The 13,403-nt window shown below is 40.0% G+C and carries 11 protein-coding genes; 9 read left to right on the top strand and 2 right to left on the bottom strand.

Annotation, left to right across the window (positions count from 1 at the left end; all coding sequences use genetic code 11):
• Positions 1 to 5 precede the first annotated feature (5 nt).
• From rarD to priA, 3 genes are read left to right on the top strand one after another with little or no spacing between them, the layout of a single operon-like run.
• The gene (rarD, locus tag HMPREF1128_RS08260) at positions 6 to 866 is read left to right on the top strand and encodes an EamA family transporter RarD (RefSeq protein WP_081496170.1); all 861 of its coding nucleotides are present in this window, start codon (positions 6 to 8) and stop codon (positions 864 to 866) included.
• A 13-nt stretch (positions 867 to 879) separates the two neighbouring features.
• A complete protein-coding gene (locus tag HMPREF1128_RS08255) occupies positions 880 to 1,500 on the top strand; it encodes a LysE family translocator (RefSeq protein ID WP_035530476.1) in 621 nt (206 codons plus the stop codon).
• An 8-nt stretch (positions 1,501 to 1,508) separates the two neighbouring features.
• A complete protein-coding gene (gene priA / locus HMPREF1128_RS08250; RefSeq protein ID WP_007526365.1) occupies positions 1,509 to 3,722 on the top strand; it encodes a primosomal protein N' in 2,214 nt (737 codons plus the stop codon).
• A 37-nt stretch (positions 3,723 to 3,759) separates the two neighbouring features.
• Here priA and yczE read toward each other — a convergent pair whose 3' ends face one another.
• A complete protein-coding gene (yczE, locus tag HMPREF1128_RS08245; protein ID WP_007526289.1) occupies positions 3,760 to 4,416 on the bottom strand; it encodes a membrane protein YczE in 657 nt (218 codons plus the stop codon).
• Between the two features lie 220 nt (positions 4,417 to 4,636).
• Here yczE and HMPREF1128_RS08240 point away from each other — a divergent pair, with 220 nt between their 5' ends.
• The 5 genes from HMPREF1128_RS08240 (at position 4,637) to HMPREF1128_RS08220 (ending at position 9,912) form a co-directional block, all read left to right on the top strand.
• Positions 4,637 to 5,899: a NupC/NupG family nucleoside CNT transporter gene (locus HMPREF1128_RS08240; protein WP_007526343.1), complete on the top strand. Its 1,263-nt coding sequence runs from the start codon at positions 4,637 to 4,639 to the stop codon at positions 5,897 to 5,899.
• A gap of 120 nt (positions 5,900 to 6,019) precedes the next feature.
• The gene (gene deoD, locus HMPREF1128_RS08235; RefSeq protein WP_007526416.1) at positions 6,020 to 6,742 is read left to right on the top strand and encodes a purine-nucleoside phosphorylase; all 723 of its coding nucleotides are present in this window, start codon (positions 6,020 to 6,022) and stop codon (positions 6,740 to 6,742) included.
• A 155-nt stretch (positions 6,743 to 6,897) separates the two neighbouring features.
• Positions 6,898 to 7,839: an N-acetyl-gamma-glutamyl-phosphate reductase gene (gene argC / locus HMPREF1128_RS08230; protein ID WP_007526346.1), complete on the top strand. Its 942-nt coding sequence runs from the start codon at positions 6,898 to 6,900 to the stop codon at positions 7,837 to 7,839.
• A 12-nt stretch (positions 7,840 to 7,851) separates the two neighbouring features.
• Positions 7,852 to 8,706 carry an acetylglutamate kinase gene (gene argB, locus HMPREF1128_RS08225; protein WP_007526287.1) on the top strand — a complete coding sequence of 285 codons (855 nt, stop codon included), beginning with the start codon at positions 7,852 to 7,854 and terminating at the stop codon, positions 8,704 to 8,706.
• A gap of 24 nt (positions 8,707 to 8,730) precedes the next feature.
• On the top strand, positions 8,731 to 9,912 hold the full coding sequence (locus tag HMPREF1128_RS08220) for an aspartate aminotransferase family protein (protein WP_007526298.1): 1,182 nt from the start codon (positions 8,731 to 8,733) through the stop codon (positions 9,910 to 9,912).
• A 42-nt stretch (positions 9,913 to 9,954) separates the two neighbouring features.
• Here HMPREF1128_RS08220 and alr read toward each other — a convergent pair whose 3' ends face one another.
• Positions 9,955 to 11,079 (bottom strand): alanine racemase, encoded by a 1,125-nt coding sequence (alr, locus tag HMPREF1128_RS08215; RefSeq protein ID WP_007526386.1) that lies wholly within the window; start codon positions 11,077 to 11,079, stop codon positions 9,955 to 9,957.
• A 119-nt stretch (positions 11,080 to 11,198) separates the two neighbouring features.
• Between alr and recD the strand changes: the two genes are divergently transcribed.
• On the top strand, positions 11,199 to 13,148 hold the full coding sequence (recD, locus tag HMPREF1128_RS08210) for an exodeoxyribonuclease V subunit alpha (protein ID WP_007526380.1): 1,950 nt from the start codon (positions 11,199 to 11,201) through the stop codon (positions 13,146 to 13,148).
• Positions 13,149 to 13,403: the final 255 nt, after the last annotated feature.

Raw genomic sequence — 13,403 nt, 5'->3', positions numbered from 1 at the left:
AATTTATGTTAAAAGGCATACTTTGTTGCATGAGCGCCAATTTTCTATTTGGGTTGGGCTACTATTTTGCTATTTTGCTGCGACCATTAAGTGGCGAGAGTATGTTTGGCTATCGTATTTTTGTGTTAGCCCCTTTTATTTTATTAGCGATTATTTTGTTTAAACAAGCGGGTAAATTTTCAGAACTTTTGCAAAAAATTCGCCAAAATCCACCGCTTGTATTGCTCATTGCGCTTTTAGCTTTTATTCAAGGCTTTCAGTTATGGCTCTTTTTATGGGCACCAAATAATGGACAAGCGATTGAAGTTTCTATCGGTTATTTATTATTGCCGATTGTGGCTGTGGCGTTAGGGAAAATGGTCTTTAAAGAACGATTCACCACACTAAAATGGCTTGCGATCAGTTTTGCAGCATTGGGCGTGTGCTCAAATATTTGGTTAACGGGCACTTTTTCGTGGGCAACTTTAGCGGCAGGGGTTGGTTATCCTATTTATATTACTTTGCGTCGCTATTTCCAGATCAACAATCTTGCGACTTTTTTTGTAGAATTGCTTTTTATTATGCCTTTTGCAGCTTATTTTGCTATGCAAACGAATGTAACCGAAATGGTTGCGCAAAATCCGTTTCTATTTTATTTTCTAGCGTTGTTTGGCATTGTAAATGGTGCTGCATTTATTCTTTATATTGCTTCAAGTAATATGCTCCCTGTTAATGTGTTAGGCATGTTAGGCTATGTCGAGCCACTTGTGATGTTATTTATTTCCTTCGCTATTGGGGAAGTGTTAGAAGCAAAATCTTACCTTTTAATGATTTGCCTTGCTTTCGCAATTGGTTTATTAACACTCGACAGCTTTAGACGAAAATAATCGGAGAATCATGATGCAAGATATTGTTAATTATTGGGGATTTCTGACCGCTTGTATTTTGCTGAATCTTACTCCGGGTTCGGATACTATTTATATTATTACCCGCACGATTGCAGAGGGAAAAAAATCAGGTATTGTCTCATCTCTCGGGATCCAAACTGGCATGCTCATTCATGTTCTTGCTGTTTCATTTGGTCTAGCTGGTATCGTTGCCCATTCACCAATGTTATTTATGGGCTTAAAATATGCGGGCGTGCTTTATTTACTTTATCTTGGTTTTAAAATGTGGAAAGAGCCGCTTAATGTAGATTCAGTTGCACTAGATAAATTGCCACTGGCTAAAATTTATCGTCAAGGTGTGCTCACGAATGTCTTAAACCCAAAAGTTGTACTATTTTTCTTGGCATTCTTGCCTCAATTTGTTAGTGCTAATTTAGAAAATACCTTTCTGCCGTTCTTATTACTTGGGCTAACTTTACTGGGCACCAGTACTGTTTGGGTTATTGTGCTGGTTATGGCGGCTAGTCCGTTAGGTCATTTTTTACGTTCCAGCCCAACGGTCGGAAATTTCATGAATAAAATCTGTGGCACGATTTTTATTGGCTTGGCTGCTAAAATCGGGCTAGATCGTTAAAGAAATCGATGAAAATTGTTCGTATCGCACTTCCTGTGCCATTAAATCGCTATTTTGATTATCTGCTGCCTGAAATGTTAAGCGTTGAAAAAGGTTGTCGTGTCGTTGTGCCTTTTGGTCGCCAAACTCAAATTGGCATTGTGGTGGATTTTCCTCAAGAAAGTGATTTGCCAATTGAAAAAATCAAACCTATTCAAGCAGTGTTAGATAAAGATTCGCTCTTTGATACAGAGATAGAAAAACTTTTGCACTGGGCGGCAAATTATTATCACGGTGCAATCGGCGAAGTATTGTTTAATGCATTGCCAGTTAAATTGCGTAACGGTGAAGTGGCTGAGCGTAAACAGCTAGATCATTTTATAGTAACTGAAAAAGGCAAAATTGCCTTAACCACAGGCGAAAACAAGCGGGCGAAAAAGCAGGAAAATTTGCTAAAAATATTGGCGGGTTTCAATGCGCCGTTTGTAAAATCTGCAGCGTTTTCAGCATCGGCTTGGAAAGGGTTAATAGAAAAAGGCTACATTGCTCAATTTGAGCAGCCTTATGTAGCGGAAAGTTGGCAAAAAAAATTAGAAAATCGACCGCTTGTCAACAGTCAAAATCGTCTTGTTCTAAACAAACAGCAAACGTTAGTAGTTAGTCGCCTTTCTTATACACAAGGGTTTGAAGCCTTTTTGCTTAATGGTGTTACAGGTTCTGGCAAAACAGAAGTTTACCTACAAGCGATTGAGAGTGTGCTCAATCAAGGTAAGCAAGTGCTCGTGCTTGTGCCTGAAATTGGTTTAACACCTCAAACAGTACAACGTTTTAAGGCGAGATTTCATGTTGAAATCGATGTGTTACATTCGAATTTAAATGAAACCGAACGGTTGAATGCGTGGTTGCGCGCAAAAAATGGCGAAAGTGCGATTGTGATTGGCACGCGTTCGGCGCTATTTACTCAATTTGCCGATTTAGGCATGATTATTATTGATGAAGAACATGATAGCTCATTTAAACAACAAGAAGGATGGCGTTATCATGCCCGCGATTTAGCCATTCTACGGGCGAAAAATTTACAAATTCCCATTGTTTTAGGATCGGCAACGCCAAGTTTAGAAAGCATTCAAAATGCGAAAAGTGGCAAATATGTTGAGCTTACCCTTTCCGCTCGGGCGGGTGGATCACAAAATGTAAAACATCAAGTGATTGATTTAAAAACTCAACGGGTTAATGCGGGATTATCTGATAGCCTATTGGCAATGATGCAAAAGCACCTTTCACAAGGCAATCAAGTCATGTTGTTTCTCAATCGCCGTGGTTTTGCACCTGTGTTGCTATGTCATGAATGCGGTTGGATGTGTGAGTGTGAAGCGTGTGAGAAACCTTATACCTACCACCAAAAACAGCGGGTTTTACGTTGCCATCATTGCGCTGCGCAAAAAGTTGTTCCTCGCCAGTGCGGGCATTGTGGCTCAACCAATTTAGTGACCACTGGGGTGGGAACAGAACAGCTGGAACAAGTATTAGCTGAGAAATTCCCTGATTACCAAATTAGTCGAATTGACCGAGATTCTACGGCAAGAAAAGGGGCGTTAGAGGCAGAGTTGCAAGCCATTCGTCAGGGTAAAAGCCAAATTTTAATTGGCACGCAAATGTTGGCGAAAGGGCATCATTTCCCGAATGTGACTTTGGTCGCAATTGTGAATGTGGATTCGGCTCTGTTTTCTACCGATTTCCGTTCAGAAGAGCGCTTGGCGCAGCTTTATTTGCAAGTGGCAGGCAGAGCAGGAAGAGCTGAAAAACCGGGAGAAGTGGTATTACAAACGCATTATCCTGATTATCCTTTGCTAAAAGTATTGCTCAATGAAGGCTATGAGGCTTTTGCACAAAGTGCATTGCAGCTTCGTCAAACCATGCAGCTGCCGCCGTTTTGTGCTCAAGCGTTATTTCGCGCAACAGGTAAACATAACGAGCAAATTGCAAATTTTCTGCAAAATCTGACCGCTTACTTTCAGCAAAAGACGGTTGAATTAGGGTTTCAAGGAATGCAAATTTTGCCACCTTTTTCGGCGCCAATGCCAAAAAAAGCAGGTGCTTACCGTTGGTTGTTGTTGATTCAACATCCTTCTCGCCGTCTATTGCAGCAGCTTTTAGCGCAATTTGAGCAAGATAAGGCAAACCTTGCGATACCAAGCTCAATTCGATTGAGCTTAGATGTTGATCCGCTAGAGTGGAATTAAATCAGTTTAAACAGGCAGCTATGTGCTGCCTGAGAGATTAAGAAGAGAGGGCGGATTCAGGAAAGATTCGTTCTAATAATAAATAACAGCCTTGAATAATCCAACCGACAGAAAGTGCGAATAAAATCGTGCTGATACCGAAAGTGCCACCAAGCCAAATCCCAAAAACGCAGACGCCCACTTCGATAGCTGTACGTACACGCCCTACTTGCCAGCCATAATGTTGACAAATACCGACCATTAGTCCATCACGCGGGCCAGCACCTAATTTACACGAGAGATAAAATGCAGTGCCGATGCCAAAAATGAATAATCCAGCTAACATCAGTGTAAATTGCCCTGCTATGCTTGGCGGTGTTGAGATAGTTTTGGTTGTAAGATCCGCAAAAAAGGCAATAATCAAAATATTCAAAATGGTGCCTAAACCAAAGCGTAGTTTAAATGGAATCCATGCCAGTAAAACTATCACGCTAATCAGCCCAATTGCCATGCCTAGCGACATGCCTGTTTGAAGAGATAAGCCTTGTGAAAGCACTGTCCAAGGGGCATTGCCTAGTTTTGATTGCACTAAAAATCCCTCTCCAACGCCCATAAATGCCATTGCTACAGAAATAATCAGTAGCGTTTGCCATTTTAATGACCATTGATGTGGTGCAGCCCATGGCATAAGTGGAATTGGAGATTTTTTAGACATACATTTCACCTAAAGAAAAGAGCAATTCAACTATAACATAAAGCATTGAAATTGTTAGATCAATTTGGCATATCAAATGGAGAAATACTTTTTTTTTGCTTAAAATCTTGAAAAAAAAGGAGATTTTTTAACAGAAAATAGGTATAGTAGTGTAACTTTATGTTTGGGTGCTGATTTTTTATTTAAAAATTAGTAAAGATTATTTAGTTTTGAGGTGTTTATGGGTGCACTAAATAGCCTTCTAGGAATTTTTGTGTTGCTTTTTATTGCTTTTTTATTTTCAAACAATAAAAAAGCAATCAATTATCGTACAGTCTTCGGCGCATTAGGATTACAAATCGGCTTGGGCGCATTAGTTCTTTATGTAGAACAAGGTCGTGCGTTTTTACTAGCGTTAGCAGATGGCGTCAATAACGTTATCGGGTACGGCTTTGAAGGGATTAAATTCGTCTTTGGTGGTTTAGCCAGCGATAAAATCTTCGAAGTAATGGGCGGTGATGGTTTCATTTTCGCAGTCCGTGTTCTCCCTTCAATTGTGTTCTTCTCCGCATTAATTTCTCTTCTTTACTATATTGGTGTAATGCAATGGATCATCAAAATCATTGGTGGTGGCTTGCAAAAATTATTAGGCACTTCAAAAGCAGAATCTATGTCAGCAGCAGCGAATATTTTCGTTGGTCAAACTGAAGCTCCATTAATTGTTAAACCTTATATTAGCAACATGACTGAATCTGAACTTTTCGCAATTATGAGTGGTGGTTTAGCTTCAATTGCCGGTTCTGTAATGGCAGGTTATGCAGGTATGGGCGTGCCATTAACCTACTTAATTGCCGCTTCATTTATGGCTGCACCAGCAGGTTTATTATTTGCGAAAATTTTAGTACCGCAAACTGAACAATTTAATGATGACATGTCTAAAGTAGAACTTGAAAAACCATCAAATATTCTTGATGCAGCAGCAGGTGGTGCAAGTTCAGGTATGCAATTAGCCTTAAACGTAGGCGCAATGTTAATTGCATTCGTTGCATTGATTGCTTTATTAAATGGTATTTTAGGTGGCGTAGGTGCGAAGTTCGGTATGCCAGAATTATCACTTGGTATGCTATTTGGGTGGATTTTCAGACCACTAGCTTGGGTAATTGGTGTACCTTGGGAAGAGGCAACAGTTGCGGGTCAAATGATTGGTACTAAATTAGCAATTAACGAATTCGTAGCTTATTTAGACTTTTCGAAATACTTAACACCTGAAGCACCAATGGTATTAAGTGAAAAAACTAAAGCCATTATTACTTTCGCATTATGCGGCTTTGCAAACTTTAGCTCGATTGCAATCTTAATCGGTGGTTTAGGTGCAATGGCACCAAACAGACGCGGAGATATTGCGCGATTAGGGATTAAAGCAGTACTTGCAGGTTCCCTTGCGAACTTGATGAGTGCAACCATTGCTGGTTTATTCATCGGCTTAGGCGGCGCAGTCTTATAATTTAAAATCAACACCACGACTTGTTCGTGGTGTTGTGCTATATGGCAAGCGAAAACGTTTGCGTTATTTGAAAAATTTTTTTAACCCGACTGTATAGTCATTTTTATAGAGGATTAAATTATGCCAACTCCACATATTAACGCTCCTGAAGGCGCATTTGCTGACGTAGTAATCATGCCAGGCGATCCACTTCGTGCAAAATATATTGCAGAAACTTTCTTAGAAGATGCAAAACTAGTTACCGACGTGCGTAATATGTTCGGTTTTACTGGTACCTATAAAGGTCGTCGTATTTCTGTAATGGGACACGGTATGGGTATTCCATCTGCTTCTATCTATACGAAGGAATTAATTACCGAATATGGCGTGAAAAAAATTATTCGCGTTGGGACTTGTGGTTCAGTTCGTCATGACATCCATGTTTACGATGTTGTTATCGGCCTAGGTGCGTGTACTGATTCAAATGTAAACCGTATTCGTTTTAAAAACCATGACTTTGCAGCAATCGCAGATTTCAACATGGTAGCAGCAGCAGTTGAAGTAGCTAAAGCTAAAGGTGTTGATGTAAAAGTAGGTAACTTATTCAGTGCTGATTTATTCTATACACCAGATCCGGAAATGTTTGACTATATGGAAAAATATGGCATCGTTGGTGTAGAAATGGAAGCGGCTGGTGTTTACGGTGTTGCTGCGGAATATGGTGCAAAAGCCCTTGCAATTTGTACGATTTCAGATCACATCCGTACTCACGAAGTGACAACAGCAGAAGAGCGCCAATTAAAATTCAATAACATGATTGAGATTGCATTAGAGTCTGTGTTAATCGGCGATAAACAAGACTAATTTAGAATGGATAACATCCCTTAACTTTTTAGTTAAGGGATTTTTTTATGGGGTAAAGAATATACATGCATAAACTAAGCATAATTATTCATTTTTGTTGAATTTTTATGAAAATAAGCCTACACTGAATACATTCAATGATGTGGAGGGGAATAATGAGCAAATATAAAATTTTTGTTGATGGCGCAGTTGGCACCACAGGGTTACGTATTTTTGAACGTTTAGGGGCAGCAGAAGATATTGAATTACTGAGTTTGCCTGAATCAGAACGTAAAGATCTCTCTGCACGTTTAGCAAAAGTCGCTGAAGCAGATTTAACTTTTCTTTGCTTACCTGATGAGGCTGCAAAAGAATTAGTGGCTCAAGCGCCTGAAACGGCAAAAATTTGTGATACTTCTACGGCTCATCGTGTGAACCCAAATTGGGTTTATGGGTTTGCAGAATTAACTGGGCAACATGAAAAAATTAAAACGGCTAACCGCCTAGCAGTACCAGGTTGTCATGCCACAGGGTATATTGCTTTGGTTCGTCCGTTAATCGAAAAAGGCCTTTTAGCTGCGGATTACCCACTTTCTTGTCACTCCTTAACAGGCTATTCTGGTGGGGGAAAAGCGATGATTGCAGAATATGAAGCAGATATTCGGGCTGAAAAATATGATGCACCACGTGCTTATGGGCTAAGCCTTACCCATAAACATTTGCCAGAAATGCAAGCGTTAACTGGTGCACAACAACCTCCAATTTTTACCCCTGTTGTGGCTGATTATTATAGTGGAATGCTTGTAACTGTGCCGATTCCACTTTCTGCGTTACAAGCAGTCAAATCTGGTAAGCAAATTGCAAAAATGTTAGCCGATTATTATCAAGGTGCGCCATTGATTCAGGTGCATCCTTTTGCACAATTACCTGAAGATGGCATGCTCAATGCCAATGCATTAAGTGGCAAAGATAATCTAGAAATTTTTGTTTATGGTAATGCAACTCAGCTACTTTTAGTGGCTCGTTTTGATAACTTAGGCAAAGGGGCTTCAGGCGCTGCGATTCAATGTATGAATATTATGCTGGGTCGTGAAGAAACTGCTGGATTGGCGTTATAACAAGGAAAAATGATGCAAACACAAGAAATCTATCAACTTGCAAATCTTTTTGAAAAATCGACCGCTTGTTTAGCAAAATGGCAAGGAAAAACCGTCGTTGTGAAATACGGCGGGAATGCAATGCTGAATGAAGCATTGAAGCAATCAGTGATGCAAGATATTTATCAACTCAATGCTTTAGGTATTCGGATTGTTTTAGTCCATGGTGGTGGGCCAGAAATTTCGCAAGGTGTGAAATTACTAGGCAAAGAACCAACATTTATCAATGGTTTGCGAGTGACCGATGCAGATACTATCAATGTAGTTTTGCAAATGTTAGCAGGCAAAGTGAATAAGAGCTTGGTTGCTATGTTGCATGGAAAAGGAATTGGACTGTGTGGCATTGATGGTGCAATGTTGCAATGCAAAAAATTACAAGCTGAAGTTGATTATGGCTTTGTTGGCGAGATTACTAAAGTAAATCCGCAGCTGATTCAATTGGCATTAGATTCTGGCTTTATTCCAGTTATTTCTACTGTTGGGGTGGATCAAGAGGGACAAGCTTACAACATTAATGCAGATACTGCAGCAAGCGAAATTGCGATTGCATTAAAGGCTGAAAAATTGGTATCGATGACTGATATTGCAGGCTTGTTACGCGATCGTTTTGATGAAAGTACGTTAATTTCACAAGTGACGCGAAAAGAAGTAGAGGCATTAACCCAAGCGGGCGTCATTGCGGGAGGAATGATTCCTAAAATTGCTTGCTGCACCGAATTTTTACAAGCGGGAGGAGAAGAGGCGAGCATCATTGATGGTCGAGTCGATCATGCTATTCTGATTGAATTGCTTGGTAGCGTTGCACATGGTACGCGGTTTATTCCTTAGTCTTTCATTATAAAAGAGAAAAATATGACAAACACACAAATTAAACAATTAGATCAAGATTATATTGCACAAACTTACGGTAGATTTGATGTTGCGCTCTCACATGGCAAAGGCTGTGAAGTGTGGGATTTTGATGGCAAACGTTATCTAGATTTTACCAGTGGCATTGGTGTGAATAGCCTAGGTTGGGGCAATGAGCAGTGGTTGAAAGCGGTGATTGAACAAGCCAGTCAATTAGCGCATACCTCTAACTTATTTTATACCGCACCTTCAGCACAGTTAGCTAAGAAATTAGTGAACGCAAGCGGTCTAAAACGGAGCTTTTTTTGCAATTCAGGCGCTGAAGCAAATGAAGGGGCAATTAAGACGGCGCGTAAATATAGCCATGATAAATATGGCGATGGACGAGCCACAGTATTAAGTTTGGTAAACTCATTCCATGGACGTACTATTTCAACGTTATCAGCGACTGGACAAGCTGTTTTTCATCAGCACTTTTTCCCGTTCACGCAAGGGTTTGAGCATTTGCCTGCAAATGATTTGGAAGCCTTAGAATCCCGTTTAGCACAAGCGGATGTTTGTGCGTTAATCCTAGAAATTGTACAGGGTGAAGGCGGTGTTTGCGCATTAAGTGCTGAATTTTTAAAAGGCGTACAAGCATTATGCCAAGCGAAAGATGTATTGCTGATTATTGATGAAGTGCAAACAGGGATCGGGCGAACTGGTTCATTGTTTGCTTATCAACAATTTGGTTTAGTCCCTGATATTGTGACTCTTGCTAAAGGACTTGGTGGTGGTTTACCTATTGGGGCTTTCTTATTAGGCGAAAAAGTAGAGAATACGCTAGGCAAAAGCGATCATGGTTCAACATTTGGAGCAAATCCAGTAAGTTGTGCCGCAGCGAATGCTGTACTTGAGAGCATTGATTCGGCATTTTTGCAACAAGTCCAATACAAGGGCGAAATATTACGTCAGGCACTTGAAGTACTTCCGCATGTTAAATCAGTTTCAGGCATGGGATTGATGCTAGGTGTAGAATTTGATGAAAAGGTTAAAGCCGCTGATGTGGTAGCAAAATGTATCGAAAAAGGTGTGCTTTTCCTGACTGCAAAAATGAAGTTACGCTTGCTTCCACCGTTAATCATTAATGAAGAGCAAATAGCTGAAGGGATAAAGGTGTTAAAAAGTGTGCTAGCGGAAATGTAGTTATACAATAAATAAGGTGGGAGAACCCCACCTTAAAATTGACTATTTGTATTCAAAAATTACTCTTGGCGTAAGCTTAGTAATGAGCTCATAGCTAATCACGCCAATATGTTTAGCGACGTCTTCAATTAAGAGATCTTCCCCCCAGAAAATAACTTCGTCCCCGACTTTATCTTGGCTGTCTGCACCGAGATCAACCGTCAGCATATCCATGGAAACACGACCAACAATCGGTACAATTCGTCCATTTACTAAAACGGGTGTGCCTTCAGGTGCGTTACGAGGATAACCATCACCATAGCCCATTGCAACCACACCAAGCTTGGTGTCTTTCGGGCTAACCCAAGCGCCACCATAACCAACAGGTTCGCCAGCTTTGTGAGTACGAACGGCAATAAGCGAAGAGGAAAGCGTCATAACAGGTTTAAAGCCTAAATTCGTTATTGGGGTATAGTGAGGCGAAATGCCATGCATAATAATGCCAGGACGAACCCATTCGTAATGCGCGCTTGGCCAGTAAAGAATACCACTTGAGGCAGAAATACTGCGTTGATGTTCAGGGTAAGGCGCAGTTGCCGCTTCAAAGGTAGCAATTTGTTTTTCGGTATAACCGCAGTCTAGTTCATCTGCACGGCTAAAATGGCTAACGAAACTAATGCTTTCAACTAATGAACAGGCTTTTAAACGTTGATAGAATTGATCGACTTGTTCAGGGTGGACGCCAAGACGGTGCATACCCGTATCGATTTTTAACCAAACATGAATGGGAAAATAAATTTTTGCTTTGCGTTTCCAAAATCCTTTTTGTTGTTCTTCATTCCATTCTTTTGCTACTTGTTCTAATAACTCAAGTTGCTCCATGCAGTGAATAACGGTATCAAAACGGCGAGAGAGCGTTTTTAACAATTCTTCCCGATCAAAAAAACCTTCAACCAATAAAATTTTGCCTTGGTAGCCAGTTTCTTGAATTTCTAGTGCTTCACGCAAACGAGCTACACCGAAACCATCAACTAAATCACATAATGCATGTGCTGCGGGTAATAAACCTTGCCCGTAAGCATTGGCTTTAATCATGGCGAGTAATTTTTGTTGAGGCGCAAAAGATTTAATGAGTTCAATATTATGACGAAGGGCTTGTTGGTTGATTGTTGCAATTGCAGGTTTCATGAGTTTTGTTTAAGTTGAAAATTAATGTGGTGGTTATTATACGCCTGCTCGGAATAAATGGACAATCTAGAATGAAAATTGGATAATTTGGCTATTTTATCATTATTGATTTATCGCCTATGCTAGCGTTACTTGAAGATCTCAAAGCTGAAAAATGGCTCTCTGAATTAAATTTCCAATTTGCCAAATTTATTGATCGAAAACAGCAGCCTTATCATTACACGCAAACTCAGCAAAATTTAGCAATATTACTTGCTGCGTTGCTTTCTTACCACATGATGCAAGGTCATACAGCGATGCATTTAGAAACGGCGTTGAAAAATCCGTTTGGTTTATTGGCAAATAAGAGTGAACGAGATTTCTTGGCAGAAATTTTGCAAAAAATTGATCAAATTCCACCGCTTGAATGGCCGAAATATTTAAAAGATCATATTGCCTTTAGTGATTCACCAGAAACAGTTGCGCCGATGTTGTTTCAAGGCGAGCTTGTTTATTTTTACCGCTATTGGCAATCTGAAAATTGCGTCGCAACCTATTTACAGCATGCGGTGAGTTTGCCACAAGAGAGCAGCTCAAGTGATTGGGCGTTTGAGCGGGCGGTTTTAGAAAAGCTTTTTCCAGAAAAACACCCCGATATTAATTGGCAAAAAGTGGCAGTTGCAACAGCCTTAAAAAATCGCTTTAGTGTAATTTCTGGCGGGCCAGGAACTGGGAAAACCACAACAGTAGCGAAGCTTTTAGTTGCGCTTCAAGAAAAACAACAGCATCAACAACAACCATTATTTAACATTGCTTTAGTTGCGCCCACGGGTAAAGCGGCAGCAAGATTAAAAGAGTCGTTGCATCAAAGTTTACAACAAATTGAAACTGATATCGCGATTGAAACATCAGCATCAACGATTCATCGCTTACTTGGTATTCGTCCGCAAAGTGATTTACCAACTTATCATCAACAAAACCCACTTCCGATAGGGCTGTTAGTGGTTGATGAAGCTTCAATGATCGATTTAACGTTGATGGAAAAATTGATGAATGCTCTAAAACCGCAGGCAAGACTAATTTTATTGGGAGATAAAGATCAATTAGCTTCGGTTGAAGCTGGCGCAATTATGGGGGAACTCGGTGATTTTATTACTCAAGGATACAGCCAAGCACATTGTGACTATTTGAATGCAGTAACGGGTGAGAAATTACAATCAAGCGGACAAGCTTCGGCAATTAGTGATTCACTTTGTCACTTGCGAAAAAGTTATCGATTCCACGAGCAATCAGGTATTGGGCATTTGGCTGCATTAGTCAATGCTCAGCAAGCGGGCAAATCTTGGGAGATTTTTGCAAATTCAGATTTTGAAGATTTAGCCTGTGTGGAGTATCCATCAGTAACCGACTTTCCAGACAAAGGGCAATGGCAAGCATACTGTCGTCAGTTAATTATAAAAAAAGCAGTTGAATCTTATCGCGCATATTTAATGCTTGCAGCCAAGCGAGAAAGAGATCCCAAAAGTGTTTCAATTAGTGAGATCTTTGCTGCATTTCAACGCGTGAGATTTTTATCAGCATTACGAGTGAGTGAATTTGGCGTAGAGAGCCTGAATCAGGGGATTGCGGAAGCGTTACGTCAGGCAAGATTGATTCAGTTTAATCATAGTCGGGATCGTTATCATGGAAAACCAATTTTAATTACCCAAAATTCTCCAATGAATCAGGTTTATAGTGGGGATATTGGGTTGATCCTTTATGATGAAGAGAAAAATTTGCGCGTTTATTTTGATACATTGCAAGAAAATGGCGAGCATTATAGTTTGTCGCTTAGCCGCGTACCTGATTTTGAACCAGCTTACGTGATGACAGTGCATAAATCTCAAGGATCAGAATTCGAAGATGTCTACTTTATAATGCCATTGAATTTTTCACCGGTAGTGACAAAAGAATTGATCTATACTGCGATTACCCGAGCAAAATCGCATTTTACCTTGTTCAGTGCACAAAAAACTTGGATTCAAGGTGTTAAAAGTGCCATCGAACGACAAAGCGGACTAGGTGCACAATTAAACCGTATGATCGGATAAGAAATTGTTCTGATCGGTTTAAATGTAAACAATCAGTAAAAAATTTAAATTTTTTTGCAAAAAAGACTTGCAAGGATTTGAGATTTCTCTATAATGCACCCCACACAACGACGCGCTGTTGTGAATCTTTAGAAAAAGCAGTGCGTCGTTTATTTTTGTTCTTTAACAACATATCAGACAATCTGTGTGGGCACTTGTTGATTGACTTGATTTAAAAATATTTTTTAATTTTGAAGTCTTAATAGGTGCTAACTA

It is taken from the genome of Haemophilus sputorum HK 2154 (genome assembly GCF_000287615.1).
GTDB lineage: Bacteria > Pseudomonadota > Gammaproteobacteria > Enterobacterales > Pasteurellaceae > Haemophilus_A > Haemophilus_A sputorum.
This window is presented reverse-complemented; position numbering and strand designations above follow the sequence as displayed.

What these genes read in the sequence shown, in the direction of transcription:
- HMPREF1128_RS08240 (WP_007526343.1), top strand. Translation starts at nt 4,637, where the DNA reads ATGGGTGCACTAAATAGCCTTCTAGGAATTTTTGTGTTGCTTTTTATT.
- HMPREF1128_RS08220 (WP_007526298.1), top strand. Translation starts at nt 8,731, where the DNA reads ATGACAAACACACAAATTAAACAATTAGATCAAGATTATATTGCACAA.
- HMPREF1128_RS08255 (WP_035530476.1), top strand. Translation starts at nt 880, where the DNA reads ATGCAAGATATTGTTAATTATTGGGGATTTCTGACCGCTTGTATTTTG.
- yczE (WP_007526289.1), bottom strand. Translation starts at nt 4,416, where the DNA reads ATGTCTAAAAAATCTCCAATTCCACTTATGCCATGGGCTGCACCACAT.
- rarD (WP_081496170.1), top strand. Translation starts at nt 6, where the DNA reads ATGTTAAAAGGCATACTTTGTTGCATGAGCGCCAATTTTCTATTTGGG.
- recD (WP_007526380.1), top strand. Translation starts at nt 11,199, where the DNA reads ATGCTAGCGTTACTTGAAGATCTCAAAGCTGAAAAATGGCTCTCTGAA.
- deoD (WP_007526416.1), top strand. Translation starts at nt 6,020, where the DNA reads ATGCCAACTCCACATATTAACGCTCCTGAAGGCGCATTTGCTGACGTA.
- alr (WP_007526386.1), bottom strand. Translation starts at nt 11,079, where the DNA reads ATGAAACCTGCAATTGCAACAATCAACCAACAAGCCCTTCGTCATAAT.
- argB (WP_007526287.1), top strand. Translation starts at nt 7,852, where the DNA reads ATGCAAACACAAGAAATCTATCAACTTGCAAATCTTTTTGAAAAATCG.
- priA (WP_007526365.1), top strand. Translation starts at nt 1,509, where the DNA reads ATGAAAATTGTTCGTATCGCACTTCCTGTGCCATTAAATCGCTATTTT.
- argC (WP_007526346.1), top strand. Translation starts at nt 6,898, where the DNA reads ATGAGCAAATATAAAATTTTTGTTGATGGCGCAGTTGGCACCACAGGG.